Annotated in this window: 22 protein-coding genes; 7 read left to right on the top strand and 15 right to left on the bottom strand. The window is 72.0% G+C overall.

The features are described from left to right. The 5 genes from AQI88_RS34985 to AQI88_RS34965 all read right to left on the bottom strand — a co-directional run bounded on the left by AQI88_RS34985 (position 1) and on the right by AQI88_RS34965 (position 7,230). Entirely contained in the window at positions 1–3,738 is a 3,738-nt protein-coding gene (locus AQI88_RS34985; protein ID WP_067007390.1) for a lipopolysaccharide biosynthesis protein, read from the bottom strand. Continuing rightward, on the bottom strand, positions 3,731–4,531 hold the full coding sequence (locus tag AQI88_RS34980; RefSeq protein ID WP_067007388.1) for a polysaccharide deacetylase family protein: 801 nt from the start codon (positions 4,529–4,531) through the stop codon (positions 3,731–3,733). The genes AQI88_RS34985 and AQI88_RS34980 overlap by 8 nt, the downstream gene beginning before the upstream one ends. Positions 4,532–4,565: 34 nt before the next feature. Then, the gene (locus AQI88_RS34975; protein ID WP_067007385.1) at positions 4,566–5,588 is read right to left on the bottom strand and encodes a glycosyltransferase family 2 protein; all 1,023 of its coding nucleotides are present in this window, start codon (positions 5,586–5,588) and stop codon (positions 4,566–4,568) included. After that, positions 5,585–6,406, bottom strand: a complete 822-nt coding sequence (locus tag AQI88_RS34970; protein ID WP_067007382.1) for a glycosyltransferase family 2 protein — start codon at positions 6,404–6,406, stop codon at positions 5,585–5,587. Before AQI88_RS34970 ends, AQI88_RS34975 begins: the two co-directional genes overlap by 4 nt. A 365-nt stretch (positions 6,407–6,771) precedes the next feature. Continuing rightward, positions 6,772–7,230, bottom strand: a complete 459-nt coding sequence (locus AQI88_RS34965) for a hypothetical protein (RefSeq protein WP_244184461.1) — start codon at positions 7,228–7,230, stop codon at positions 6,772–6,774. A 307-nt stretch (positions 7,231–7,537) separates the two neighbouring features. Here AQI88_RS34965 and AQI88_RS34960 point away from each other — a divergent pair, with 307 nt between their 5' ends. Then, on the top strand, positions 7,538–8,347 hold the full coding sequence (locus tag AQI88_RS34960; RefSeq protein WP_067007379.1) for an SGNH/GDSL hydrolase family protein: 810 nt from the start codon (positions 7,538–7,540) through the stop codon (positions 8,345–8,347). Positions 8,348–8,351: 4 nt separating this feature from the next. Here the strand turns inward: AQI88_RS34960 and AQI88_RS34955 are convergent, their stop codons facing one another. The 4 genes from AQI88_RS34955 to AQI88_RS34940 form a co-directional block, all read right to left on the bottom strand. After that, the gene (locus AQI88_RS34955; protein WP_067007377.1) at positions 8,352–9,968 is read right to left on the bottom strand and encodes a serine/threonine-protein kinase; all 1,617 of its coding nucleotides are present in this window, start codon (positions 9,966–9,968) and stop codon (positions 8,352–8,354) included. A gap of 27 nt (positions 9,969–9,995) precedes the next feature. Next, the gene (locus tag AQI88_RS34950) at positions 9,996–11,648 is read right to left on the bottom strand and encodes a sulfite exporter TauE/SafE family protein (protein WP_067007373.1); all 1,653 of its coding nucleotides are present in this window, start codon (positions 11,646–11,648) and stop codon (positions 9,996–9,998) included. Then, positions 11,645–13,258, bottom strand: coding sequence for a tetratricopeptide repeat protein (locus AQI88_RS34945; RefSeq protein WP_244184459.1), 1,614 nt, complete (start codon positions 13,256–13,258; stop codon positions 11,645–11,647). The genes AQI88_RS34950 and AQI88_RS34945 overlap by 4 nt, the downstream gene beginning before the upstream one ends. Positions 13,259–13,353: 95 nt before the next feature. Then, positions 13,354–14,895, bottom strand: coding sequence for a DUF4331 domain-containing protein (locus tag AQI88_RS34940; RefSeq protein WP_067007370.1), 1,542 nt, complete (start codon positions 14,893–14,895; stop codon positions 13,354–13,356). Between the two features lie 211 nt (positions 14,896–15,106). Here AQI88_RS34940 and AQI88_RS34935 point away from each other — a divergent pair, with 211 nt between their 5' ends. The 3 genes from AQI88_RS34935 (at position 15,107) to AQI88_RS34925 (ending at position 16,860) form a co-directional block, all read left to right on the top strand. Continuing rightward, entirely contained in the window at positions 15,107–15,649 is a 543-nt protein-coding gene (locus tag AQI88_RS34935; RefSeq protein ID WP_067007367.1) for a sigma-70 family RNA polymerase sigma factor, read from the top strand. Next, complete coding sequence (locus tag AQI88_RS34930; protein ID WP_067007364.1) at positions 15,646–16,464, top strand: anti-sigma factor; 819 nt, start codon at positions 15,646–15,648, stop codon at positions 16,462–16,464. Before AQI88_RS34935 ends, AQI88_RS34930 begins: the two co-directional genes overlap by 4 nt. A 126-nt stretch (positions 16,465–16,590) precedes the next feature. Continuing rightward, entirely contained in the window at positions 16,591–16,860 is a 270-nt protein-coding gene (locus AQI88_RS34925) for a hypothetical protein (protein ID WP_067007360.1), read from the top strand. Between the two features lie 75 nt (positions 16,861–16,935). On the opposite strand, the gene AQI88_RS34920 is transcribed toward AQI88_RS34925, so the two are convergent. Genes AQI88_RS34920 through AQI88_RS34910 form a run of 3 tightly spaced genes read right to left on the bottom strand, consistent with a single transcriptional unit; the run spans position 16,936 to position 19,912 of the window. Beyond that, positions 16,936–18,132, bottom strand: coding sequence for a CaiB/BaiF CoA transferase family protein (locus AQI88_RS34920; protein ID WP_067007357.1), 1,197 nt, complete (start codon positions 18,130–18,132; stop codon positions 16,936–16,938). Positions 18,133–18,176: 44 nt separating this feature from the next. After that, positions 18,177–18,959, bottom strand: a complete 783-nt coding sequence (locus AQI88_RS34915) for an ABC transporter permease (RefSeq protein WP_067007354.1) — start codon at positions 18,957–18,959, stop codon at positions 18,177–18,179. After that, positions 18,956–19,912, bottom strand: a complete 957-nt coding sequence (locus tag AQI88_RS34910) for an ATP-binding cassette domain-containing protein (protein ID WP_067007351.1) — start codon at positions 19,910–19,912, stop codon at positions 18,956–18,958. Before AQI88_RS34910 ends, AQI88_RS34915 begins: the two co-directional genes overlap by 4 nt. 62 nt (positions 19,913–19,974) lie before the next feature. Here AQI88_RS34910 and AQI88_RS34905 point away from each other — a divergent pair, with 62 nt between their 5' ends. Both AQI88_RS34905 and AQI88_RS34900 read left to right on the top strand, forming a co-directional pair. After that, positions 19,975–20,685: a TetR/AcrR family transcriptional regulator gene (locus tag AQI88_RS34905; RefSeq protein WP_067007348.1), complete on the top strand. Its 711-nt coding sequence runs from the start codon at positions 19,975–19,977 to the stop codon at positions 20,683–20,685. Between the two features lie 106 nt (positions 20,686–20,791). Further along, the gene (locus AQI88_RS34900; protein WP_067007346.1) at positions 20,792–21,319 is read left to right on the top strand and encodes a nucleotidyltransferase domain-containing protein; all 528 of its coding nucleotides are present in this window, start codon (positions 20,792–20,794) and stop codon (positions 21,317–21,319) included. Here the strand turns inward: AQI88_RS34900 and AQI88_RS34895 are convergent. The 3 genes from AQI88_RS34895 to hmgA are packed head-to-tail and all read right to left on the bottom strand — an operon-like array spanning position 21,316 to position 24,595. After that, complete coding sequence (locus AQI88_RS34895; RefSeq protein ID WP_067007342.1) at positions 21,316–22,476, bottom strand: type ISP restriction/modification enzyme; 1,161 nt, start codon at positions 22,474–22,476, stop codon at positions 21,316–21,318. The genes AQI88_RS34900 and AQI88_RS34895 overlap by 4 nt on opposite strands. Positions 22,477–22,501: 25 nt before the next feature. Beyond that, positions 22,502–23,251: a GntR family transcriptional regulator gene (locus tag AQI88_RS34890; protein WP_067007339.1), complete on the bottom strand. Its 750-nt coding sequence runs from the start codon at positions 23,249–23,251 to the stop codon at positions 22,502–22,504. A gap of 27 nt (positions 23,252–23,278) precedes the next feature. Then, positions 23,279–24,595 carry a homogentisate 1,2-dioxygenase gene (hmgA, locus tag AQI88_RS34885; protein ID WP_067007337.1) on the bottom strand — a complete coding sequence of 439 codons (1,317 nt, stop codon included), beginning with the start codon at positions 24,593–24,595 and terminating at the stop codon, positions 23,279–23,281. A gap of 151 nt (positions 24,596–24,746) precedes the next feature. Here hmgA and AQI88_RS34880 point away from each other — a divergent pair, with 151 nt between their 5' ends. Further along, positions 24,747–25,328, top strand: a complete 582-nt coding sequence (locus tag AQI88_RS34880; protein ID WP_067007334.1) for a hypothetical protein — start codon at positions 24,747–24,749, stop codon at positions 25,326–25,328. Positions 25,329–25,340 lie beyond the last annotated feature (12 nt).

Genomic DNA, 25,340 nt, shown 5'->3' with positions numbered 1-25,340 from the left:
TCACTTCATCGTCAGGAACCGCTGCACCAGCGAGGCCAGCAGCACCGCCAGCAGCGGCAGCGAGAACCAGAAGCTGCCCTGCAACCAGCGCAGTTGCCGTACGCCCGGCCGCACCGCGACCCGGACCACCTCGCGGGCGGTGAGCAGCAGGATCAGCGCGACGGCGGCCAGCGCGCCGACCACCGACCACGGCGTCCACGTCACCTGCGGCCCGATCGGGCCCGGGTGCGGCTTCGGCACCGGGCCCGCCGCCTGCTTGTGCAGCGCGTACACGGTGACGTCGTCGTTGACCAGGACCCTGGTCAGCTCCTGCCGGTTGTCCAGGTTGTGGATCAGCCGGGACTCCCAGGCCGCCGAGTAGCCCGCGTCCAGCTCCAGATACGTGACCTGACTCTGGTTGATCATCAGGTACGAGTTCGGTCCCGCGTCCTTGAGCGCCTTGACCAGGCCCGACACCAGCACCGGGTCGACGGGGGCGAGCGTCGGCACGTAGTTCACCCGTTCCATGTCCCTCGCGCCCCACGGCATCGCCGGAGTCACGTCGTTGACCGTGTCCTGGGTCAGCCACAGCAGCCGTACCGTCGGCCGGTCGTGGGCGTACACCCAGTCCATGGCGGCCACCTCGCCGGGCCGGGTCCGCTCGAACGGCTCGTTGCCCCAGCGGGCCACCAGGAAGCCGCCCATCAGCAGCAGCCCGGCCAGCAGCGCGGCCAGCGGGGCGAGGCCGGCCCGGTCCTTCGCGCGCTCCTGCGCGGTGACGCCAGTGCGCGGGAAGAGGGCGAGGGCGCCCAGCAGGGCCGCGCCCGGCACGGCGAACATGAAGACGCGCAGCGCCATCTCACCGCCGTAGGACTGCATGCCGAAGCCCAGGAACGGGACGAAGGTGAGCACCGGCAGCGACCGCTCGCGGTACCGGTGCAGGCGCCGCCGCAGCCAGCCCCAGCAGGCGAAGGCCATCACCGAGCCGGCCAGCAGCACCCGGGTGTACAGGACCAGCTTGTGTGTCGAATCCCCGCCCTGGATACGGCCGGACACGGAGGTCGAGACATTGCTGCCGACCCCGCCGACCCCGCCGAAGAGGTCGTTGAAGTGCCCGGACCAGTACGGCTCGGCCATGAAGCCGACCCACACCGCGACCAGCACCGCGAACAGGATGGGCAGGCCGCGCAGTTCGGACCGGCCCAGCAGCACCAGGGCCGCGAGCACCCCGAGCATCACGAACGGGGTGAGCTGGTGCGCCGGGACGCTCGCCGCGTACAGGCCGATCACCACGAGCAGCAGCACGGCCCGCTGGCGCCGGTCGGCGGGCTCCACCTCGGCTTCTCCCGGACGGAACGTCGCCCAGATCACCTGGGGGGCACGGAACCAGACCAGCAGGATCGCCACGAAGACGAGGTAGAGGAGATAGGTGAAGCCCTGCGGGGAGAAGTAGTCCTGGCCGACCCAGCCGCACAGGACGAAGAGCCAGACGCCGGTCCACTTGGCCCGCCAGCTCGCCCGCAGGGAGCGGGTCAGCAGGAACATCGGGGCCAGATAGGCGAGTTGGACGGCCGTCGGCCACCAGCGGATGATCTCCGTGAAGTCGTCGACCCCGCACGCCCGGGCGACGAACGCGGCCGCCGCGAAGAAGCCCGGCCAGCTCCAGCGGGCGTCCAGGTCCGGTACGGCGGAGCCGGTGCGGTCGATGTAGTCGATGAAGCCGAGGTGCTGCCAGGCCGTCGGGAACCGCGGCTGGGTCTCCAGCACCGCGGGCAGCGCGTGCAGGGACACCACGGTCGCCAGCAGGGTGACCAGCAGCAGGGCCCGGTGCTCGCGGCGCAGCCAGAGCAGCGAGGCGAACACCGTGACCAGCAGGGCCGCCCCCACCAGCGTCGGCAGCGGCAGCACGGAGACCAGGCCGAGCCCGCCCATCCGGTCCAGATCCCCCTCGCCGAGCCGCAGCGCGGGCACCCAGTACAGCAGGAGCGCGGCGATCAGCAGACAGCCGAGGACGACACCGGAGCGGGTGGGCAGCAGACGACGGTGCGGCGGCGGCTCCTCGCCCACGGCGTCGTACGCCACGGCGTCCTCGGGTGCCGCCTCCTCGAACGGCGCGTCGACCACCGCCTCCCGCAGCAGTGCCGCCTCGGCCGGGCCCAGCGACGCCTCGGCGCCCGGCTCCGGCTCCTCGACCGGCAGCGGCAGGGGTGTGCCCGTGGGTGGGGTGCCGGGTCCCGGGCGGACGTCCGGCCGGCGCTCGACGTGGTCGAAGTCGACGTGGATGCCGAGGGCGACGGTGTCGTGGTCCAGGGCCCAGGCCGGGCCCTGCCGGCGCGCCGGGGAGACGGCCGGGATTTCGCGCGCCCCCAGGTCGGAGAGGTCCCCGTCCGATGCCACCGTCTCCACGACGGCCTGCGACGGTGCGGCCCGGACCGTCTTCCACAGCTTCGGCGCGGCGATCGCCACGATCACCGCGAGACTGGAGATCTCGGCGACGCCCGCCCCGGTCAGGCCCATCCGGGGCAGGAGCAGCAGCGTCAGCCCGAGCACCAGCACGCACAACAGGCCCTGCAGCCAGGCGAGTCCGGCGGTACGGCTCTGCGCGCGCAGCACCGCGAAGTACGTCTCCATCACGACCCGCAGCAGCGCGCCGAGGGCGAACCAGCGCAGCAGCGGGGTCGCCGCGTCCGCGTAGCCGTCGCCGAAGACGCCCAGGATCCAGGGCGCGCCGACGAACAGCACACCCGCGATCGGCAGCATGATCCGGGCCATCCGCTTCAGCGCGGCCCGGGTGTTGGCGGCCAGCCGCCCCGGGTCGTGCGAGCCCTCCACGGTCAGCGACGCGCCCATGTTGATGGCGAGCAGGTTGGTCGTGCCGCCGATGGTGGTGGTGATGTAGAAGTACGCGTTGTCCTCGGAGCTGACCTGCGAGGCGATGATCACCGGGACCAGGTAGACCACGGCGAGGGAGAAGAGCGAGCCGGTGTAGTCACCGGCGAGGAACCGCCCGATCTCCCTCAGCGTCGGCGGCTCGGCGTGGTCCGCGGTCGCCTTGACGTGCCGGGGCACCAGACGCCGGAACACCAGCCAGCCCAGCGGTACCACCGAGGTGGCGATCGCGGCGACCCAGGACACGAAGACCCCGGTGGTGGGGATCGCCACGGCGAACGCGACGAGCAGCCCCAGCTTCACCGCCGAGAACACGGTGTTGCCCACCGGCACCCAGGGCGCGCTGCGCAGCCCGGTCAGCACGCCGTCCTGGAGCGTGAGCAGGTTCCAGGCGACGACGGCAGCGATGAACCCGAGCCCGTTGACCGGCCCGTGCAGGAAGCGGTACGACGGCCCCCACCTGTCCAGGGTCGCCAGGAAGGCACCCGCCGCCAGCGCCACGACCAGCGAACTGCCCGTATACGTACGGAAGATGAGCCGTCCGGTGCGCTGCCCGGACACCGGGATGAAGCGGGCCAGGGCCCCGGTCAGGGTCACCGCGGTCAGCCCCGCGAGCAGCTTCATCGCGGCGATGGCGGCCGAGCCCTGCCCGACCGCCGACTCGGAGTAGTAGCGTGCCGCGGCCAGCCAGAAGCCGAGCCCGAGGACGGCGGAGATGCCGGTGTTGAGCATCAGCGCGTAGGCGTTGCGGAACAACTGGTCGCCGCCGGGCGAGCGGCCCATCCCGGGCAGCCGGATGCGGCGCCCCGGCTGCCCGGGCGCCCGGCTCCCGGGCGATGCGGCCTCGGTGGTGGTGGTCGTGTCAGACACGGGAACGGATGGCCTTCCGGCGGACCTGGCGTGCTCTGCGGAGGAGCGCGTACCCCTTGGTGAGGGTGCGGTCCTTGACGAAGTTACGGGCGATGGCGCGGCCTTGGAGCAGCCGCTCGAACTCCTCGACGCCCGTGCTGCGGCGGACGGTGACGCGCTGCAGGGCGTACGGCCCCTGCCGGCGGCGGGCGAGGCCGTTGCCGACGGCGAGCGCCTGGGCGTACCCGGCCTCCCGCACGGCCCGGCGGACCCGGCGGCTGGAGTAGCCGTACGGGTAGGCGAACGACAGCGGGCGCGATCCGAGTTCTCCGGTGACGATCTCCGTGCTGCACACCAGTTCCGCGTGCAGGGCGGCGTCGTCCAGCTGGTCGAGCTGCGGGTGGCTGTGGCTGTGCCCGCCGATCTCGACACCGGCGTCCGCGAGGTCGCGCACCTGCTGCCAGTCGAGCATGGCGTCCAGGCCGCCTCCGGTGTCGTACGCGCCCTTGATCCAGCCGGTGGAGACGAACAGGGTGGCCGGGAAGCCGTGCTTGGCGAGCACGGGCAGGGCATGCCGGTGGACGCCCTCGTAGCCGTCGTCGAAGGTGATCAGCACCGGCCGGCCGGGCAGCGGGCGGCCGGAGCGCCAGCGCGCCGCGAGGTCGGCGGTGGTCACCGGGGTCAGGCCCAGGTCGCCGACGAGCGCCATCTGCTCGGCGAACGCCTCCGGCGCGACCGACAGGGCCCGGGTGGCGTCGTTCGGCGCGGTCGCCACCGCGTGGTACATGAGGATCGGTACGGCTGTGCCGCTCATGGGCGTTCCCCCTCGATCCGTACGCCCGGTTGGCTCATGCGCCTTCCCCTTCGGTCCCTGCGCCCGGGTCGGTCAGGGCGTCCCCGTCGATCCGTACGACGGAGAACGTCGTCCCGCCCCGCCGTGCCCGCACACTGCCCATCAGGTAACCGCCCGCCGCCGTGAGCACCCCCGCGACGATCGCGCCCGCGCGCCCCGCGCCGCCCGGGCGGGCGAACAGGGCGTCCCGCAGACCGCGGGCGACCCCGGCGGGCAGCACCCGCGTGGTGTACCGGCGCTCGGACTCCAGCCCCTTGTCCGTGCCGACGCTCCGGGCCACCAGCGCCTTCGACAGGCCCTCGGCGTAGGCGCGGGTGCGGAAGTACGCGAAGTGCTCGCGGGCCGCGGGCACCCGGTGGTGGATCACCGCGCCGTCGTCGATGAGGAGTACGGCGTCGGGGCGGGCCCGGCTGAGCCGGATGCACAGCTCCGTCTCCTCGCCGCCCAGCGGTCGCCGGTCGCCGTCACGGCCGATGCCGGTGGCGAAACCGCCCGCCGCCTCGAACGCCGTACGCCGGAAAGAAGCGTTTCCGCCCAGCACGTTGCGGACCCGGACCCGGCCCGGCGGCAGTCCCCGGTAGGTGCAGCCCACCACCCAGTCGAACTCCTCGGGGAACCAGGCGGGACGCCGGCCCGACGCCCAGACCGGCTCCGTACGGCCGCCGACCGCCAGTACGCGCGGGTCGGCGTACCCCTCGGCGAAGCGGCGCAGCCAGTCCCGCTCGGCCACGGCGTCGTCGTCCAGGAAGGCGATCACCTCACCGTGGGAGGCGGCGATACCGGTGTTGCGGCCGGCCGACAGCCCGCGCGGGCCGGCGTTGGCGAGCACGCGCACATCGGTGGCCTCCTTGTACTCGCGGGCCAGCCGGTCCAGCAGGGCGGCGTTGTGGTCCACGACCAGGAGCGTCTCCAGCGCCGGATACGACTGCGCGCGCACCGAGGAGACCGCCGCGAGGATGTCCTCCCAGCGGTCCTCGGTGTACACGCAGATCACGACGGAGATGTCGGGATCCGTCAAGACGCCTCTCCCTGCCCGGTGTTCAGCAGTCGCGCCTGGTGGGCCTGGCGGCGCAGGGCACGCCGGTTGGAGCGCTCCTCGAGGATGACCTTCAGCACCCGCAGCCCGTCCCGCACGGCCCGCAGATTGCTCGTGCCGTGGATGCGGAGGTACTCGTGGCTGGGGATCTCCTGGACCTTGAGTCCCGCCTTGACCACTCTGATGTTCATCAGGGTCTCGACCTCGAAGCCGGTGCAGTCCAGGTCGATCTTGTCGAGGCAGTGCCGCCAGAACGCGTTGTATCCGTAGCAGAGATCGGTGTAGCGGGCGCCGAACTTGCGGTTGACGATGGTGCACAGCGCCCAGTTGCCGAGCTTGCGGATGAAGGTCATGTCGTCCGTGCCGCCGCCGTTGGCGAAACGCGAGCCCTTGGCGAAGTCGGCGCCCGAGACGAGGGCGGAGACGTACGACACGATCTCGTTGCCGTCGGCCGAGCCGTCCGCGTCGACCATCACGATGATGTCGCCGCTGCACGCCTCGAACCCGGTGATCAGGGCATCCCCCTTGCCCTTGCCCCGCTGTTCGACGACCTTCACCCCGGGCCACAGCGAGCGGGCCACCTCGACGGTGTCGTCGGTGGAATTGCCGTCCACAAGAACCACTTCCTGTATCCAGGCCGGAAGGGTCTTGAAGACGTAGGGCAGATTCTCCGCCTCATTCATGGCGGGAATCACCACGCTCACCGGCGGAGTGATCGCAAGGTGAGTGGAGATGGGCCGGTATTGGGCGGCCATTAACGGATCTTGGCCCGAACTCGGCGGATGCAGAACAGAACTCATGTGTTGTGTCCCTCTCGTCCGGTGGACCGCCCGCCCCTGGGCGGCCCGGCTCTGTGTCCGGTTCGAAAGGGGGGTTCTCATCTTCGGCACGGTGAAGCGATCTGCGTGCACGCAGACGAGCTGGCAAAGCTGGCCGGGCTGCCGGGAAAAGACGGCAGCCGGTCGCGCGGCACGACTCGGAAACCAGTGCGGCCACCGAGCACGGCACCCCCCTACCGCGCCCCGCGCCGATACGTCACGGCCCTGAGCCCTCCCCTGAACCGTGTGCTGACGGACCGATGCGGGTGAGATGTACGACGGTATTGACGATTGAAGCAGAATGGCAAGACCTGGAACGAGGCCTCACGTTTTTGTTGGTTTGGCCGTTACACAACTTTGGCCTGGGTTGGTCCGTCTTGTGTTTGTTTCCTCGAACGGAACTTCTCCCGCCCGAGGACGAGCAGGAGCAGCAGCAGGCTGAGCGCGGTCACCGCGACGACCCCGCCGCGCACCGTCCAGCGGTGCACGGCCAGCATGCCCTGGGCAACCAGCATGTTCAGTACGACCGCGCCTGCAAGCGCGGTGAGCACCCGGCCGACGGGATCCAGCCCGCGCAGCGCCGCCCCGACCGCCACGGCCGGAGCCGTGAGCAGGAAGAACAACGTGCACGGTCCGCGCAGCGGTGAGCCGGCGTCGGTGAGTGCGAGCAGCGCGCCGACCGCGCCAACGGCCGTGGCGGCCCCCGCGAGCAGCGGGGACAGGTCCCTCCCCGGACCTGGCCGCGCCCGTTCGGCGTCGTCCCCGGAGCCGTCTGATGAAGGTGTCTTGATGCGTAAGGTCTGCATTGGCGACTTTGCCCCCCGACGCGCCGGATGCCGGGCTTCAATGTGGCGCAGGCCCGCATGGGCCGTCAAGACAGCGGTCCCTCTTTAAACATGTGTTCCCCGGGGGCGTTCGAGGCCCCTGGGAAGCGTGGAGTTGGCGAGCCGTCAACAGGTCTGGCATGTGCATGAAACGCATGGTCGGTGAACGTCCCGAATCGATCCCGTCGAGGCGTTGTTGAGACCTGAAAAGTCTTGGCATGAACACTTCCGTTCAACACGCGTAGTTGCTACGACAGTTGTGGCAGAGATCCTGCTAAAGGGAGGTTCCATGAGACGTTCCCGACTTACGGCATACGTGACCTCGCTCCTCCTCGCCACCGGCTTCGCCCTCACCGGGGCCGCCACGGCGCAGGCGTCCTCGGCGGCCGTGACCGGCGGCTATGTGGCGCTCGGCGACTCCTACTCCTCCGGGGTGGGAGCGGGCAGCTACATCAGCTCCAGCGGAAACTGCGACCGCAGCACCAAGGCGTACCCGTACCTGTGGAACGCCGCCCACAGCCCGTCCTCGTTCGCCTTCAACGCCTGCTCGGGCGCCACCACGGACGACGTGCTCGCGGGCCAGCTCGGCTCCCTCGACTCCTCCACCGCCCTGGTCTCCGTCACCATCGGCGGCAACGACGCCGGTTTCTCCGACGTCATGACGACCTGTGTCATCTCGTCCGACAGCGCCTGCCTGTCCAAGATCAACAGCGCCAAGGCGTACGTCGACTCGACACTCCCCGGCAAGCTCGACGCCGTCTACAACGCGATCAGCGCCAAAGCCCCGTCCGCCCGGGTGGTCGTCCTCGGCTACCCCCGCTTCTATCTGCTCGGCCAGACCTGCCTCGGCCTCTCCGAGACCAAGCGGTCCGCGATCAACGGCGCCGCCGACTACATCGACGCCGCCATCCAGAAGCGCGCCCTGGACCACGACTTCGTCTTCGGTGACGTCCGCACCCCGTTCTCCGGCCACGAGATCTGCTCCGGCAGCTCCTGGCTGCACAGCGTCAACTGGCTCTCCATCAGCGAGTCGTACCACCCGACCGCGGCCGGCCAGTCCGGCGGCTATCTGCCGGTGCTCACGAACGCGGCGTCCTGAGCCGTCAGGAGGCTGACGGCGAAGGGGAGGCCCCGCCCGACGGGGTCTCCGTCGCCGCCGTCGCGCAGGTCACCGAGAAGGGCACGGAGTCCGACGTCGCCCGCACCGGACCGCGCACCTCCACACTGATCTCGTTCTCGATCGTCCCGCCGTCGGAGTAGGCGGTCACGACCACCTGCACCTGCTTCGTCCTCCCGCCGCCCGCCGGAAACGCCAGCGTCTTCCATCCCGGGTCGGAGACCGACCCGTGCGCGAGCACCCACCGGTACTCCACCTGTGCGGGCAGCCGCCCGACCGTGAACGTCGCCGTGAACGCGGGCGCCTGGGCGGTGGGCGGCGGACAGGTTCCGTCGTACTCCGTGTGCGAGCCGGTCAGGGTCACCCGTACGGACTGGGCCGGCTGACTGCTCGCCGTGCTGCTGCTGTGCGCGGGCGGTGGCGCCCCGGTGTCGGAGTCCGTACCGGTGCTCGGGGTGGGCGAGTGCGCGCTGCCGCTCGCCGCGCCGGTGTGCGCGCCCGCGTTCCCCTTGCCGCTGCCGTTGTCACGGTTGAGCAGCGCGTACGTCAGTCCCGCCACCGCCAGGACGACCGCGAGGAGACCGGCCACCAGCACCACGCCGGCCCGCCGGTTGCGCTCCGGCGCTGCGACCGCCGTGGTCCGCGGCTCCGGATACCCCGTGGGCACGGGCATCGGCGGTGTGGGAGAGGGCCGTTGCGGCCGGGCCGCGACCGTCGGGGCGTACGGCGAGACGGGCATCGCCTCGGTGCGGACGGCCCCGCCCGCCGCGACGATCCGCAGGTCCTGCTCGGCCCGTTCGGCGGACAGCCGCTCGGCCGGGTCCTTGCGCAGCAGCCCCTCGATGACGGGAGCGAGCGGTCCGGCCCGGTGCGGCGGCGGCAGCTCCTCGTCCACCACGGCACGCAGGGTGCTGAGCGGAGTGTCGTACCGGAACGGGGAGTTGCCCTCGACGGCCGCGTACAGCAGCACGCCCAGCGACCACAGGTCCGACTCCGGGCCCGGCGTGCGCCCGAGCGCCCGCTCCGGCGAGAGGAACTCGGGGGAACCGACCACCTCGCCGGTCATCGTCAGCGCCGAGCTGCCCTCGACCGTCGCGATGCCGAAGTCGGTGAGGACCACCCGGCCGTCGGCCGCCAGCAGCACATTGGCCGGCTTCACGTCCCGGTGCAGGACCCCGACGGCGTGCGCGGCGCGCAGCGCGGCCAGCACCTCGGCACCGATGTGCGCGGCCCGCTGCGGCGACAGCGGACCCTCGGCCTCCAGCTCGTCGGCGAGGGACAGGCCGCGGACCAGCTCCATCACGATCCACGGACGGCCGCCCTCCATCGCCACGTCGTACACCGTGACCACGTTGCGGTTCGCGACCCGGGCCGCCGCCCACGCCTCGCGCTCCAGGCGCGCGTACATCCGCTCGACGTCGGAGGCGGGCAGCCCGGCCGGGGCCCGCACCTCCTTGACGGCCACCTCGCGGTGCAGCACCTCGTCGCGGGCGCGCCACACCGTGCCCATGCCGCCCTCGCCCAGCGGGGACAGCAGACGGTAGCGACCCGCGATCACGCGGTCACGGCCCGGCTCTTCGGACACGGGCGCCCCCCACGGCATCTGACGTGATTTCTCCACAAAAGTAGCTCAGCCGAGTGCGGATGCGGCCCCCTTGAGCACCAATCCGACCCCCAGCGCCACCACGACCAGCGCGGAAGCGAGCGGCAGGGTCCGGCGCACCAGGGCGGCCACCGGGTGGACGGTCCAGCGCGGGCGCCGCTCCAGCACCCGGGTGACGCCCGAGCCCAGCCGGACCACGGCGAACCCGGCCGCCGTGAGCGTCAGCGCCAGCCCGGCGCCGTACGCCACGACGAGCAGCAGTCCGAACCAGGCCTTGCCGAGCGCCGCGGCACCGACGAGCACGACGACCGCGGAGGGGCTGGGCACCAGACCACCGGCGAACCCGAGCAGGATCGTGCCGCGGAGGGTGGGGGCGGTGGGGTGGCTGTGGGTGTGGCCGCCATGGGTGTGCACCATGGCGTGGTCGTGGTCGTGGTCATGGTGGTGCCCGTGCGCATGGGTGTGGTCACCATGGTGGTGATCGTGACCGTGGTGATCGTGGCCGTGGTGGTGATCGTGGTGGTGCTGGTGGCCGTGGTCGTGCTCGTCGGCATGGCGCGCCGAGGCGGCGCCTTGGTGCGCGCCCACCAGGGCCAACGGCCGCTCCACGGCCTGCTCGCGGGGGTGCGGGTGGGCGTGTCCGTGTGCACGGCTGTGCCAGGCCCGTCGTACGAGGTTCGCGCCCGCCACGAGCACCAGGGCGCCGCTGGCGATGCCCAGCCAGGCGATCACCGAGGGCGTGGCGGCGGAACCGGCCGTGACGAGCAGGCCCAGGGCGACCACGCCGAGGGTGTGGGTCACCGTGACCGAGGCGGCCAGGGGCAGCACGTCCCGCAGCCGGGCCCGGCCCCCGCGGGCCGCCGCCGACGCGGCCATCAGGGTCTTGCCGTGGCCCGGTGCGAGGGCGTGCATCGCGCCCAGGACGACCGCGATGAGCAGGGCGAGCGAGGCGAAGCCGAGGGTCAGGTCGTGGCGGGCGACGAGGTCGTCCAGGGCACGGGTCCAGCGGTCGGCGCCCCGGGGCAGCACACCGGCGCCCGGGACCTCCTGCCGCTCCTCGGCGAGCGCCGGACCGCCGGGGCGCACGTGCAGGGAGGCCCTGGTGGTGTCGGCGGGCGAGGACAGCAAGTCCTTGGGGTACGTGGTGAGTTCGTGCGAGACGGACTTCTTCGGTACGTCCGTCGCGGTGAGCGTCATGCGGTCGCCGCGCGCGGTGATCTCCCGCCAGCCGGGCCCGCTGGTGGCACCCGCACTGTGAAAGCCGAGGGCGACGGACTTCCCCCGGGGGAGGGACGCGGTGAACCGGCACTCCACGCGCAGGGTGTTCAGCCCGGCCTGCCCGGGCCGCAGCCGGGCGTGGGCGGAGCCGACGGCCAGGGGGACGGACCGTCCCCCGACGGTGAGCCCGCTGCCCTTCGCCGCCCCGGCGCACCGCTGCTCGGCCCACGCGGCGAGGCCCAGCCGCTGGATGCCGGGCTTGGCCTGGGTCGCCGGGATCTCGGCGAGGTCCTCCACATGGTCGACGCGGAGCTGCCCGGGGGCGGCGACGAGACCGTCGTAGCGATTGACGGTGAAGTTGCCGAGGGGGTGCGCGCTCGCGGCCGTGGCCGGGGTGAGCGCGAGGGCACAGGCGGCCGTGAGGACGGCGGCGGCGCAGGAGAGCGGGCGACGGAGGTTCACTTGGCGGCCTCCAGCGCCTTGCGGGCCTTGGCCGCACCCAAGGGGGAGAAGCCGGGGTTCAGCGTCAGGGCCGCTTTGAGCGAGGCCCGGCCGTCCTTCTCGTGGCCCGTGGCCAGCTCGATCATGCCGCGGTGGTAGAGGAAGGCGGCGTTGCGGTAGCCGGTGGCCGTGGCCCGGCGGGCGTAGGGAAGGGCCTCCTCGTCATGGCCGTTGACGTGCAGCGCCCAGGCGAGCGCGTCCGCGGTGTGCACGGTGTGCCGTCGGGCCCATTCGGCGCGGGCCGCACGCAGGGCGGACGCCTTGTCGCCGTGGTCGGCGGCGGCCAGCGCGGTGTCGAGGTCGGCGTTGACGCCGTTGGCACGGGCGAGGGCGATCCAGGCGTCCACGAGCGCGTACTGGTCGCGCGCCCTGGCCCGGTCGCCGGCCGCGCCGCGTGCCTCGTACAGCTCGCCGAGTTCGACGAGCGGTCCGGGCAGCGGATAGCGGGAGACCACGGTCTCAAGCCCCTTGATCGCCTCGTCCCGCCGGCCGCTCGCCGCCTGGGCGCGGGCCCGGCCCTCCAGCGCGGGGAGGTAGTTCTCGTCGGCGGCCAGGGCCCGGGCGTAGTAGCCGAGCGCCGCCTTGTAGTCGCCCTGGTTCCAGGCGAGTTGGCCGAGCTGGGCGGACACGTAGGCCACATCGCCCGGGGAAGCGGCCACGTCGAGGGCCTGTTCGAGTACGCGCCGGGCGGTCGGCACGTCACCGCGCAGCTCGTGCACGTACGCGTACCGCGTGAAGACCGGCACGCCCGGCTTGCGCGTGTCCGCTGTCCCGGCGGCCCGGGACGCCTCGGCGTACCGGCCGAGTTCGACCAGGGCGTCGACGCGCAAGGACAGGGCGCGCTCGCTGTACGGGTTCTGCTTCAGGGCCTGGTCCGCGTAGGTCAGGGCGTCCTTGAAGTCGTGCCGGGCGGCGGCGAGGGCGGCCCGGCCGGCCAGCGCCTGGTCGTTGCCCGGGGCCAGCTCCAGGGACCGCTTCAGGGCCTTCTCGGCCTGCGGGTACCGGGCGGGGTCGCCCTTGGTCCGCGCCTGCTCGACGTAGGCCAGGCCGAGGGTGGCCCAGCTGCCGAAGTCCCTCGGCTGGGACCGCAGATGAGCCTGGAGGGCAGCGATGCCCGTGTCCAGGTTGCCGCCGGCCAGCACCCCGGGATCGACAGCACTGGAGGCGGCCGCGACGGCCGGCCCGCCGTCCCGCGCCGCCCCGACGGCGATCGCCCCGCCGGTCAGCGCGATGGCCAACAGGACGGCAGAGCCGAGGAGTTGCACGGAATGCCGACGCCGCCCCGCGGCGGCGACCCGGCGGACGGCGACCACGCGCCGGTCGGCGCCGGACGCGGAGGAGGCCGCCCCGGAGACGACAGACGCGGCTTCAGGCTCGGCGGGATCCGTTCCAAAGGCGGCCGGCTCTGCTTCCGACGCAGTCGGCACAGGGTTCGGCTCCGTCTCTGACCCGGTCGGCTCCGTCTGCGGCCTGGTCGGCTCGGGTTCGCAGGCGGCGGGCGCCGGGGTGCCGTCCACGCCCTTGCTCACCGTCCGCCCACCGGTCTCCTCGTCATGGGTACGCGGGGCCATGCCCTCTCCTAGGTCGCCTGGTCATGGTCGAAGGGAAGGGCGCGGCCCGCCGTGGGGGAGGGGGGTACGGGCCGCGCCGGTCGGTGGGGTGCGGGTCAGTACGGGCGCTGCATGCGGCGGCGCCACCAGGCGAAGGCGGTGCCGATCAGCAGGATCCCGGCCGCGCCCGAGGCCGCCGAGCCCGCGATCAGGACCGTGTTGTCGGAGCCCCCGGAGGAGGACCCGGCCGGCTGCAGGGCGTCGCCGAGCTGGCTGCGGACGTCGGCGTTGCCGGACGTGCCCTTGGCGAGGGCGCCGCGGGAACCGGACGTCGGCTCGGCCACGTACGGGAAGTACTTCTCGAAGCCCTTGTCGTTCTTGTCGACCGCGTCGCCCAAGTCGTTCTTGGAACCGACCAGTTCGCCCTCGACCACCTGGAGGGAGGCGTCGATCACGTCGTCCGTGAGGCGACGGCCGTTCGGGAAGCCCGCGTTGTCACCGTCGAGGACGCCCAGCCGCTTGGGATGCATGCTCGGCTTGATCGAGGTGTTCAGCCGCAGCTCCTCCGCCGGCTTCACGTACGGCGGCTGGTTGAGGCCCTTGACGCCCTTGAGGAACACGTCGACCAGGTCGTTGCGCGGCTCGGCGGGTGCCTTGATCTTGTAGATCGACTCGATGAGCTTCGGCAGCTCGGGGTTGGTCACGTTCTTCAGGAACTGCGCGTCGTACCAAGGCTGGGACGCGTTGAACTTGTCCTTGTCCTTCTGCGGGTTGACGACCTCGTTCACCAGCGGGTTGCCCAGGCGCGAGACCTGCTCGTAGTAACCCTGCGCGTTCCTGCGCTGCGTCGTCGACCAGATGCCGACGATCGGCTGCTTGGACGACTCGCGGATCAGGTCGTTGGGCACCTGCAGCGCGATCGTGTTGACGTTGTAGCCCTTGAGCGTGTCCCGTCCGACCTCGGAGAGGTTCCCGCCGTAGAGCAGGTCGAAGACGCGCAGGTCCGCGAAGAACGGGTCGTCGGCCTGACCGGCGAAGGTCGCGGCGCCGCCCGCCGTCTTGTAGATGGCCTGTGACCGCAGCTTGGCGTAGTCCGGCATCGAGGCCTTGCCGACGTCCGACGGCGCGACCGGCACGTTGTCCGCGAGCCGCGTCTTGGCGACCTCCTTCTGGTTGTGCAGCTTGATCAGATCGATGTCGTAGGTCTGCGTGATGTTGAGGTTCGGGTCGTCGAGGCTCTTCACCGCACCCGTGTTGTAGAGGAAGGTGTTCTTGTTCTTGACGTGCGTCTTGAACGTGTAGCGGAACAGCAGCTCGCCCTGCGCGTCACCGTTGTTGTCGATGTGGATGTCGTACTGGGCGTCGTCCGCGAACGTGTAGAAGTTCGGGCCGCCGGCCGGCTCCTCGAACGGGATCCAGTTGGCCACGATCGTCGTGGTGTCGGGTTTGTCCGGGCTGACGAACGCGTACAGGTCCGTGTTGTCGTACTGCGGGGTCCCCGAGATCAGCGGGGCCTCCCGGTGGGAGGAGGCGGAGGCCGCCCCGGGTTCCAGCGTGGCGACGCCGGCGGCTGCGAGCCCTCCGGCGGCCAGCGCACCACAGATGAGCGTGACCAGGCCCTTGCGTCCCGTGCCGCTCCTGGAGAAGAGAGGTGTCATGCCGTCCGTCCTCAGTGCCAACTTGCCTTGACGGACGGGTATACGGAGCGGAGGAGCCGATCGGATTGGTCGGACGGAAAAAATCTTTTCGCCGTTTCGGACCCGCGTTTTCGGCCCGCCGATCCGTATCACCCGCCGGAGGTGTGCGCTCGTGCGGATGCGTGGAGTCAGAGGCAGGGGGGCCGGCTGCGGCCGCGGAAGGGGGACCGGGGTGGAGGCGGACGAGCTGCTGGTGCTCGTGGCGGGCGGTGACCAGAATGCGTTCGAGGATCTGTACGCACTGGTCTCCGGACCGGTGTTCGGGCTCGTACGACGGGTGGTGCGCGACCCCGCGCAGTCCGAGGAGGTCGCCCAGGAGGTACTGCTCGAACTGTGGCGCTCCGCCGCCCGGTTCGACCCCCGCCGGGGCAGCGCCCTGTCCTGGATCCTCACCCTCGCCCACCGTCGCGCCGTCGACCGGGTGCGCAGCGCCCGCGCGGCCGGCGAACGCGAGCAGCGCGAGGCCCTGCGCGCCGGGGAACCCGCCTTCGACCACGTCGCCGAGGAGGTCGAGGCCGGCCTGGAGCGCGAGTGGGTGCGCCGCTGCCTGGACCGGCTCACCGCCCTGCAACGCCAGTCCGTGACCCTCGCCTACTACGACGGCTACACCTACCGTGAGGTGGCCGAGCGGCTCTCGCTGCCGCTCGGCACGGTCAAGACGCGGATGCGCGACGGACTCACCCGGCTGCGCGAGTGCCTGGGAGGTACCGCATGAGCATCTTCGGCCGCCTGCCGGGCCGCGCGGACCTGCACTCCCTCGCCGCGCCCTACGCGCTCGACGCCCTCGAACCCGGCGAGCGCCGCCGCTTCGAGAAGCACCTGAAGGGCTGTGACCGCTGCGCCGCCGAGGTGCGGGCCCTGTCCGAGGACGCGGTGCGCCTCGCCTGGTCCACGGCCGCCCCTGCACCGGCGGCCCTGCGCGACCGGGTGCTGGCCGCCGTCCGCACCACCCCGCAGGAGCAGGCACCGACGCCCGCCCGGGAGCGCGCGCCCCAGCTGCCGCCGCATGTGTGGGGCACCCAGCCCCCGCCGTCGCGCACCCGTACTCCCCGCACGCGCCCCCTCTTCGTCCCCTTCGCCACGGCGACCGCCGCCGCGGCCCTCGTCGTCGCCTCCCTCTTCGCGGTCCAGGCGAACCGCACCCGGGACCAGCTCGACGCCGAGCGGACCCAGGCACGTGAGATCGCCCACGTTCTTGCCGCTCCCGACGCCCGCGCAGCCGCAGGCAAGGACGCCCGGGGCCGCAGTATCGGAGTGATCGCTTCCGCATCGCAGGGGCAGGTCGTCGTCACCCTCAGCGGGTACGGCACCCCGTCCGGCGGCCGTGTCCACCAGCTCTGGGCCATGCGCCCCCATGCGCAACCGCGCTCCCTGGGGCTCTTCGCGGGCGACACGCCCTTGGTCGCCAAGGGTCTCGACAAGTCCTCGACGTCACTCGCCGTAACCGTCGAGCCTGACGGTGGGTCAGCGCAGCCGACCGGCCAGCCCCTTGTCCAACTCACCCTGAAATCGGTCGGATTCGGAGAGTAGTCATCGAGGGATGGTCAACCGCCTTGCGGGGAAGGTGAATCCTGTGGTCGAGATACCCGCGTGCCCCACCGGGGCGATAGGGTTACCCTGCCCGGGCCGGGTGGACTCGTACGGGTGGGGAGTGACATGGAGCAGATAACAGTGCGCAGCAGGGCCAGGGTCCCTGCGATCACTTGCGGGAGCAGCGCGACCAGTTCGCGCCTCGACCGCCATCTTTCGGTGCTGGCGGGTCCCGCCATACCGCAGCAGAAGGCGGCCGAGGCGACCTCGCTGATGCTCGAGCTGACGGCACGTGACACCACGCGCAGGCGCAGCGACCGAGGTGCGCGGGTCAGCCGCGTCTCCCTCTTCGCGCCTCTGCGCCGACTGCGCCGCTCGCTGTTCGGCGGACACTGAGCGGTATCCCGTCCAGATCTCGTCCAGTTCTGAGCGAACCGGCGTTCCTCGGAGAAGCCTTCGGGGGGCCCGCGCTCAGGCCGCCACGCCGTCCCGGCGCAACGCTGCGATCTCGTCGTCCGTCATCCCCACGGCATGCAGCAGCGCCTCGGTGTGCTGCCCGAGCGCGGGCACGTCGCCCATCCGTGCCTCGTCCCCGCCCGGCAGCGTGAGGGGAGGCAGCAGCGCCTTCAGCGGTCCGACCGGCGACCCCACCTCACGCCACCGCTCCCGGGCCGCCAGCTGCGGATGCTCCGCCAGCTCGTGCAGATCCCTGAGCCGGGCGCAGGCGATGCCCGCCTTCTCCAGCCGGGCCAGCGCCTCGTCCGCGTCCAGCACGCCCAGCGCCCCCGCGACCAGCTCGTCGGTCCGCTCCCGGTTCGCCACCCGCGCCGCGTTGCTCGCGTATGCCGGATCCGTTCCCAGGCCCGGTCGGCCTATGACCTGTTCGGCCAGCCGCCGCCACTCCCGGTCGTTCTGCACCGACAACAGCACCCGCCCGCCGTCCGCCGTCGCATAGGCGTCGTAAGGCGCGATGACGGCGTGCGCGAGACCGGTGCGCGCCGGGGGCTCACCTCCATGCATCGCATGGTGCAGCGGATGGCCCATCCACTCGGCCAGCGCCTCCAGCATCGACACCTCCACCGGTCCGCCCCGCCCGGTCGTGCCGCGCCGCACCAGCGCGGCCAGCACCCCGGAGAAGGCGTACATGGCCGCCGCGATGTCGGCCGCCGGGATGCCCGCCTTGACGGGCTGCCCGGGCGTCCCGGTCACCGACACGAGCCCGGCCTCGCACTGCACGAGCATGTCGTAGGCCCGCTTGTCCGCGTACGGCCCCGAGCTGCCGTACCCCGAGATGTCCACGGCGATCAGCCGCGGATGCGCCGCACACAGCGTGGCCGCGTCGAGCCCCAGCCGGGCCGCGGCCCCCTGCGCGAGGTTCTGCACGAACACGTCCGCGTCCGCGATCAGCCGCCGTACGACGTCGAGGCCGCGCGGGTCCTTGAGATCCAGCGCGATGGACTCCTTGCCGCGGTTGCACCACACGAAGTGCGAGGCGAGACCGCCGGCCGCGGTGTCGTAACCGCGCGCGAAGTCGCCGCCGTCGATCCGCTCCACCTTGACGACCCGGGCGCCCAGATCGGCGAGCTGCCGGGTCGCGAAGGGTGCGGACACGGCCTGTTCGACGGCGACGACGGTGATGCCCTCCAGGGGCAGCGGGAGATGATCCATGGGGTGGATGATCTCCCCTGACCGGCGGCTTTGTCAGTAGCCGGTCACCGCTCGCCGTGTGCGTACCGGCGCACGGCGAGGGGCAGGAACACCGCGGTCAGGGCGAGGCTCCAGGCCAGCGACCCGGCGACCGGGTGGGCCACCGGCCAGGAGGAGTCCGCCGGGACCGGCGCATTGCCGAACAGGTCCCGCAGGGCGGTCGTCACGGCGCTGATCGGGTTCCACTCGGCGAGCGTGCGCAGCCAGCCGGGCAGGTTGCCGGTGGGAATGTAGGCGTTGGACAGCAGCGGCAGCACGAAGGAGGAGGCGCCGAGCTGCCCGGCGGCGTCCTCGCTGCGGGTGAGCAGCCCGAGGAAGATCCCGGCGCAGGTGCAGGCGAACCGGAAGAACAGCAGCAGTCCCACCGCTGCGGCGGCCTCCATCGCGGACCCCTCGATCCGCCAGCCCACCGCGAGCCCCACCAGCAGAAGCGGCACGGTGCCGAGGGTCGTGACGACGAGGTCCGCCGCCGCCTGTCCCAGCGGTACGGCGGCACGGCTCACCGGCATCGTGCGGAAGCGGTCCATCACGCCCCGGTGCGTGTCCGCGGCCGCCTGGAACATGCCGGTCATCAGGCCGCCGGCCGCGGTCGCCACCAGCAGCCCCGGCACCAGGAAGGAACGGTACTCACGGCCGGGCATCGCCAGGGCGCTGCCGAAGACGTAGCCGAAGAACAGCAGCATGTTGATCGGCATCATCTGGGTCAGGATCGCCAGACCCGGGCTGTTGCGGACCCGGCGCAGCTGCCGCCCCGTCATCGCCAGGCCGTCGTGGGCCAACGCGTTCATGCCACGAGCTCCTTGCTGTCGGTGGACTCCCCGGTGAGCCGCAGGAAGACGTCGTCGAGGGTCGGCGGTCGCAGGCTCACGTCGAGCAACGGCACACCGGCCGCGTCGAGTTCGCGCACCAGGCGGGGCAGGGTGAGGGTCGGGTCGGTGGTGACCGCGCCGACGGCGCCTCGCTCACGGTCGAACACGGGCGTGGACCCGGTGAGCCGGTCGAGCACGGCGGCCGCGGCCGGCAGCCCGTCCGCATCCGCGACGACGGCCTCCGCGTACGAGCCGATGAGCGCCTTGAGCTCGGCGGGTGAGCCGGTGTGTGCGACCCGGCCCCGGTCCACCAGGGCGATGTCGTCGGCGAGCCGGTCGGCCTCCTCCAGGTACTGCGTGGTGAGCAGCACGGTCGTGCCCTCCGCCCTCAGCTCCCGCACCGACTCCCAGATGCGGGTGCGGCTGGCCGGGTCGAGTCCGGTGGTCGGCTCGTCGAGGAAGAGGACGTCGGGGCGCCGGATCAGGCTGGCCGCGAGGTCGAGCCGGCGCCGCATCCCGCCCGAGTAGGCGGCCGCCTTCCGGTCCGCGGCCTCGGTCAGCCCGAACCGCTCCAACAGCTCGTCGGCCCGCCCGGCCGGCCCCCGCACCCGCTGCAGCCGTGCGAACAGCCGCAGGTTCTCCCGGCCGGTGAGGTCCGCGTCGACCGAGGCGTACTGCCCGGTGACGCCGATCCGGCTCCGTACGGCCGCCGCCTCGCGCACCAGGTCGTGGCCCGCGATCCGTGCCGAGCCCGCGTCGGGCCGCAGCAGCGTGGTCAGCAGCCGTACGGCCGTCGTCTTCCCGGCCCCGTTCGGGCCGAGCAGCCCGCAGACCGTCCCCTGGGCCACCGCCAGATCGAGCCCGCGCAGGGCGTGCACGGCGCCGAAGCGCTTCTCCAGGCCCTCACTAAGTACAGCGTACGTAGTATCCATGCGGCGACCATAGCGCACTGCGTACGCTGTACGTAACTAGGATGGTCCCGAGGTGATGATCGATGGCAGTCCGAGGGGCCGTACCCGAAGTGATCTGGGCGCGTCCCGAGCGCACGGGCCGGGGCCCGAAGCCGGCGTACACGCGCGACGACATCGCGGCCGCGGCCGTCCGGATCGCCGACGCCGAGGGGCTCGACGCGGTCTCGATGCGGCGCGTCGCGGCCGAGCTGGGCTGCGGCACCATGTCGCTGTACAACTACGTCCCCCGCAAGGAGGACCTGTACGAGCTGATGATGGACGCGGTCAGCGCGGAGCACGAGCCGTGGGAGCCGAGCGGGGACTGGCGGGCGGATCTGTTCCGGGTGGCCCATGCCACGCGCTCGCTGATGCATCGGCATCCGTGGGTTCCACGGCTGATGTCTCCGGTGTACGGCTTCAGCCCGCACGCTCTTCGCTATCTGGAGCACTGCCTGGCGTGCCTGGACCCGTTGGACGCGTCCTACGGCACCAAGATCGAGCTGATCGCGATGCTGAACGGCGTGGTGACCACCTACGTCCGCAACGAACTCGACACCGCTGAGCGGGTGCGCGCGCTGCCCTGGTCGGAGGACGAGGAGAACGCGATGCGCATCGCGTATCTGGGCGGGCAGATTGCCTCCGGGGCGTATCCGCGGATGGCTGCGGCGTTCCGGGAGGATCCGGGGCCGATCGATCTGGAGGCGGTCTTTCAGCGGGCGTTGGAGCGGGTTGTGGATGGGTTTGCGCCGCGCTAGCCGGGGCGGGTTTGGCGGGTGCGGGTTGTGGGGGTTGATCGCGCAGTTCCCCACGCCCCTGGGGGAGTGGCCGCGAGGCCGCCTTGACGGGAACGGTGGAATCGTGATGGACCACGAGCGTGCCGAGCGCCAACTCGCTCTGATTGCCCAGGACTTGGACGCGGCACGCGGCAGCGGTATCGAGCTGTGGCTGCGCGGCGGCTGGGCGATGGACTTCTTTCTCGGTAAGGTCACCCGTGATCACGGGGACATCGACTGGTTCGCCTGGGCGTGGGACGCGGCCGCCCTTGCCGATGTCCTCACCCGGCTCGGTCACACGCCGGTGCCCGGACCGCCCTCCGACCTTCAGCTCGACTTCGTCAAGGACGGCCTGGACAGCAGCTTCACCCTGCTCGACCGGGACGCGGCGGGCCGGATCACGGTCGCGGGCGGCCCCTGGGCCGGGACCCCCTGGCCGGACGGACTGCTCGACGCCGAGCCGGGGCGCATCGGCACGCTGGAGGCCCCGATCGTCAGCCCGCGGGCCCAGATCGAGATCAAGCGCATGATGCCCGTCTGGGACGCGTCCCGGCCCCGTAGGACCAAGGACGCCGAGGACGTCGCACGGCTCGAAGCGGCCCTGCGCGGTCGCTAGAGCAGGGCGAACTGGCCCTCGGGTCCCTCCTCGTGGTGGTCCAGGACCGAGGCGGGTCTGCGGGCCGTGTCCGGGACCGGGAGCACTCCCGCCTTGCGGAGCTCGGTCGCCGTGATCGGCGATGTCACCGTCGGCTCCGTCTGCTGCGGGCGTACTTCCGTCAGCAAGGCCAGGACCGTGATCAGCTCCAGCAGTTCCGATGTCCACGCCTGCGGCCAGGTCGGCGGGCGGATCGCCGCCAGAGTGCCCGGCTCGGGGTCCTGCGTGCGGGCCGCGAACCACTGCTCCAGGACCCGGCCCCCGGCCACCTCGAAGTCCCACGCCTCCTGCGGCACCGGGGAGATGCGGCCCTCGTCGAGGCGGAGGGTCTCCTCGTCGCGGTCGTAGTGGAGGGCGAGGGGCCGGGAGGGGAGCGGGGCACGGACGTAGGGGCGGCGGCCGCCGGGGAGTTTGGGGCGCTCGCCGTCGCGGCGCAGCAGCCAGAGCGTGCGGCGGCCCGACTCGACGCCCCGCGCCCAGAGTCCGGGGTCCTCGGTGAGGGGGACGGTGAGGTCCGTGCGGAGCGCCGACACGGTCCAGGCCAGGACGTCCAGCGGGGTGGGGGACAGTCCGAGACGGGTGCCGAGGTGGTCCAGCAGGCCCGGTGCCAGGTTGGGTTCCGTGCCGCCGGGGCGGCGGTAGAGCGGGCGGACGCGGCCCGGGCGGAGAAGGGGAAGCAGGGACGTCGCGAGCAGGCGGGGGCCGCCGGCGTCCGTGGCGGTCTCCACGGCGAAGACCTGGTGCTCGTCGGCGACCCGCCACAGCTCCGGACGGGCCGAGTCGATCAGCCGGTGGTCGGGGATCAGCCACTGCTCGTCGAAGGGAGCCACCAGGGCCCGTACCGGCTCCGGGCAGGGACCGGACGCGCGGGCCAGCTTCTCGGTGCCGCTGGACTGGCCCGGCAGCTGGCCGATCGCCGAGTGCAGCGTGCGCGAGCGTGTCGGCTCGAACAGTGCCTCCCGGTCCGGGCCGTCAGCCTTCACGAAGGCGTCCCAGCGGGCCTTCAGGGAGGCCGCGTCGGGGGCCGCCGGCCACCTGCGGCCCAGTCGCGGCGGTGCGACGGACCACGGCATGAGGTCCGCGAGCAGCGGAGCGTCGTCGTGCGTCACGCTCGGCATCGTAGAGCCTGCCGACGGCATCGGGTCAGGTGGCGTCCAGCGTCACCGTGAAGGAGAAGCGGTCGCCCCGGTAGTGGATGACCGCCACGTCCAGCACCCGGCCGTCGGTGTCGTACGTCACGCCCGTGTAGTGCAGGATCGGGCTGAGCAGCGGCACTTGGAGCAGCCGTGCGGTCTCCGGGTCGGCGAGCCGGGCCTCCACGGTGTCCGTGATGCGGCTGATGTCCGCCCCGACCACGTCCCGCAGCACTTTCGTCATCGGCCAGCGGACCAGGTCCTCCAGGTCGATGCGCGCGGCAAGTTCGGGACGTACGTGGTTGACGGCGTGGTTGGTCGGCTCGCCGGTCTTCTCGTCGCTGCGCAGGCGATGGTACGTCGCCACCTCGGCGAGGTCCGGGAAGTGCTCGGCGAGATCGGCCGGCACGGGGGCGCGGCCGTGGTCCAGCAGCTCGGTCGTCATGCCGGACTGCTGGGCCACGATCGCGTCCACCGAGCCGAGGAGCCGCACGGGCGCCCCGCGCCGCACCCCGGGCTCGATGAACGTGCCGCGCCGCCGGTGCCGGCTGATCAGCCCCTCGTCCTCCAGCTCCTTCAGCGCCTGCCGCATGGTCAGCACGCTGACCCCGTAGTGCTCCGCCAGCTGCTCCTCGGTGGGCAGCCGCAGGGGTTCCTGCGGCGAACGGCCGAGTATCGAGGCGCGCAGTGACTGCGACACCTGGTACCACAGCGGCAGCTTGCGGTTCAGGACGATCGAATCCGGAGCGAAGGAGGTCACGCGGCTATCCGTACCTGTCGGGACCGGCTAGTGCAACGGCCGGAAGTGACGTTCCAGACCCTGCCACACGTCGTCGTACCGCTGCTGGAGGTGGTCCGCCCCTGCCGCGTGTGGGGTGAGCGTCACCGGCCAGCGGGTCTCGAACATGAAGGCCAGTCCGTCGTCGATCTTCTGCGGCCGCAGTTCGGCGGCGCTCGCCCTGTCGAAGGTCTCCCGGTCCGGGCCGTGCGCCGACATCATGTTGTGCAGCGAGCCGCCGCCCGGTACGAAACCTTCGGCCTTCGCGTCGTAGGCGCCCTCGATGAGGCCCATGTACTCGCTCATCACGTTCCGGTGGAAGTACGGCGGCCGGAAGGTGTCCTCGCCCACCAGCCAGCGCGGGGCGAAGACCACGAAGTCGACGCCGGCCAGGCCCGGGGTGTCCGACGGGGAGGTCAGGACCGTGAAGATCGACGGATCCGGGTGGTCGTACGAGATGGTGCCGATCACATTGAAACGGCGCAGGTCGTAGACGTACGGCACATGGTTGCCGTGCCAGGCGACCACGTCGAGGGGCGAGTGGCCGTACGTCGCCGTCCAGAGGTTGCCGCAGAACTTGTTCACCACCTCCACCGGCCCCTCCACGTCCTCGTACGCGGCGGCCGGCGCCCGGAAGTCCCGCGCGTTGGCGAGTCCGTTGGCGCCGATGGGGCCGAGGTCGGGCAGTTGGAAGGGCGCCCCGTAGTTCTCGCACACATAACCGCGGGCAGACTCGTCCAGCAGCTCCACACGGAAGCGCACCCCACGCGGAACCAGCGCCACCTCGGCCGGTTCCACATGGAGCCTGCCGAACTCGGTGTGCAGCAGCAGTCCGCCGCGCTCCGGCACGATCAGCAGCTCACCGTCGGCATCGCTGAACACCCGCTCCATGGAGGAGTTCGCGTGGTACAGGTGCACGGCCACGCCGGTGCGCTGGGCCGCGTCGCCGTTGCCCCCGAGGGTCCACAGACCCGCCAGGAAGTCCGTACCGGACGGCGGCTCGGGCAGCGGGCTCCAGCGCAGCCGGTTGGGGTCGGGCACCGTCTCGGCGAAGGGGGCCGTACGGATCGCGCCGTTCTCGGTGCGGGTGAACGCCGGGTGCGCGGCCGACGGCCGGATGCGGTACAGCCAGGAGCGGCGGTTGTGGGCCCGCGGCTCGGTGAACGCCGTGCCGCTCAGCTGCTCCGCGTAGAGACCGAGCGGCGCGCGCTGCGGCGAGTTGCGGCCCTCGGGCAGGGCGCCCGGCACCGCCTCCGAGGCGTGTTCGTTGCCGAACCCGGAGAGGTACGACAGTCCCTCGGCGGTCTTCCGTGCGTCCCCGCTCATGATCGCTCCCTTGCGCTCCCGATTCCTATGCAACACCGTAGGAATGAGCGGGGGCGGGCGCAAGAGGGCGCCGGCTCCTCCGTCCGGGGTAGGGCGAGAACCAGACTTCAGGGGGATTCGGGTGCCGGAGCGTTGTTCTAGTCTCCGGGACATGTCGTGGACGCGCAGAACTCTCACCGCGCTCGCGGTCTGCGTCCTGCTGCCGTTCGGAGCGGCGGGCTGCGGGACCGGCGGGGCGCACGGGCACGGAAGTGCCGTCTCGCCCTCGCCGGTGGGCAAGGTCCTCGGCGACACGGACGACACCGGCCGGCATCTGCGGGAGGTCGACAAGAAGAACGCACCCGGCGTCGGCATAGAGGTGACCCCGGACCAGGCCGGCGGCTGGGACGTCCTGCTGACGCTGCGCCACTTCCGTTTCTCGCCGGCCGGCGTGCGGCCCAGGGCGCTGCCCGCGCGCGGGCTCGTGTACCTCCTGGTCGACGGCCGTCTGGTGAGCAGGCTGCGGGCGCACGGGTACCACCTGGCCGACCGTCTCGTTCCGCACGGCACCCACCACGTCACGGCCCGCCTGTACGCCGACGACGGCACGGTGTGGGCCGTGCACGGCAAGCCGGTCGAGAGCACCGCCGACATCACGGCCTCAGGTGCGGAGACGGACTCGGCCACGCCCCCTTCGGGCGAGGGGTCGGCCGATCCCTCGGAGGCCACCGTGACCGTCACCGTCGGCCCATGAGTGCATCAGCCA

This window comes from Streptomyces cellostaticus (genome assembly GCF_001513965.1).
Lineage (GTDB): Bacteria > Actinomycetota > Actinomycetes > Streptomycetales > Streptomycetaceae > Streptomyces > Streptomyces cellostaticus.
The sequence above is the reverse complement of the archived record's forward strand: the minus strand, read 5'-3'. Positions and strand labels throughout refer to the sequence as shown.

What these genes read in the sequence shown, in the direction of transcription:
- AQI88_RS34980 (WP_067007388.1), bottom strand. Translation starts at nt 4,531, where the DNA reads ATGAGCGGCACAGCCGTACCGATCCTCATGTACCACGCGGTGGCGACC.
- AQI88_RS34970 (WP_067007382.1), bottom strand. Translation starts at nt 6,406, where the DNA reads ATGAGTTCTGTTCTGCATCCGCCGAGTTCGGGCCAAGATCCGTTAATG.
- AQI88_RS34965 (WP_244184461.1), bottom strand. Translation starts at nt 7,230, where the DNA reads ATGCAGACCTTACGCATCAAGACACCTTCATCAGACGGCTCCGGGGAC.
- AQI88_RS34960 (WP_067007379.1), top strand. Translation starts at nt 7,538, where the DNA reads ATGAGACGTTCCCGACTTACGGCATACGTGACCTCGCTCCTCCTCGCC.
- AQI88_RS34955 (WP_067007377.1), bottom strand. Translation starts at nt 9,968, where the DNA reads ATGCCGTGGGGGGCGCCCGTGTCCGAAGAGCCGGGCCGTGACCGCGTG.
- AQI88_RS34945 (WP_244184459.1), bottom strand. Translation starts at nt 13,258, where the DNA reads ATGGCCCCGCGTACCCATGACGAGGAGACCGGTGGGCGGACGGTGAGC.
- AQI88_RS34940 (WP_067007370.1), bottom strand. Translation starts at nt 14,895, where the DNA reads ATGACACCTCTCTTCTCCAGGAGCGGCACGGGACGCAAGGGCCTGGTC.
- AQI88_RS34930 (WP_067007364.1), top strand. Translation starts at nt 15,646, where the DNA reads ATGAGCATCTTCGGCCGCCTGCCGGGCCGCGCGGACCTGCACTCCCTC.
- AQI88_RS34925 (WP_067007360.1), top strand. Translation starts at nt 16,591, where the DNA reads ATGGAGCAGATAACAGTGCGCAGCAGGGCCAGGGTCCCTGCGATCACT.
- AQI88_RS34920 (WP_067007357.1), bottom strand. Translation starts at nt 18,132, where the DNA reads ATGGATCATCTCCCGCTGCCCCTGGAGGGCATCACCGTCGTCGCCGTC.
- AQI88_RS34915 (WP_067007354.1), bottom strand. Translation starts at nt 18,959, where the DNA reads ATGAACGCGTTGGCCCACGACGGCCTGGCGATGACGGGGCGGCAGCTG.
- AQI88_RS34910 (WP_067007351.1), bottom strand. Translation starts at nt 19,912, where the DNA reads ATGGATACTACGTACGCTGTACTTAGTGAGGGCCTGGAGAAGCGCTTC.
- AQI88_RS34905 (WP_067007348.1), top strand. Translation starts at nt 19,975, where the DNA reads ATGGCAGTCCGAGGGGCCGTACCCGAAGTGATCTGGGCGCGTCCCGAG.
- AQI88_RS34900 (WP_067007346.1), top strand. Translation starts at nt 20,792, where the DNA reads ATGGACCACGAGCGTGCCGAGCGCCAACTCGCTCTGATTGCCCAGGAC.
- AQI88_RS34895 (WP_067007342.1), bottom strand. Translation starts at nt 22,476, where the DNA reads ATGCCGAGCGTGACGCACGACGACGCTCCGCTGCTCGCGGACCTCATG.
- hmgA (WP_067007337.1), bottom strand. Translation starts at nt 24,595, where the DNA reads ATGAGCGGGGACGCACGGAAGACCGCCGAGGGACTGTCGTACCTCTCC.
- AQI88_RS34880 (WP_067007334.1), top strand. Translation starts at nt 24,747, where the DNA reads ATGTCGTGGACGCGCAGAACTCTCACCGCGCTCGCGGTCTGCGTCCTG.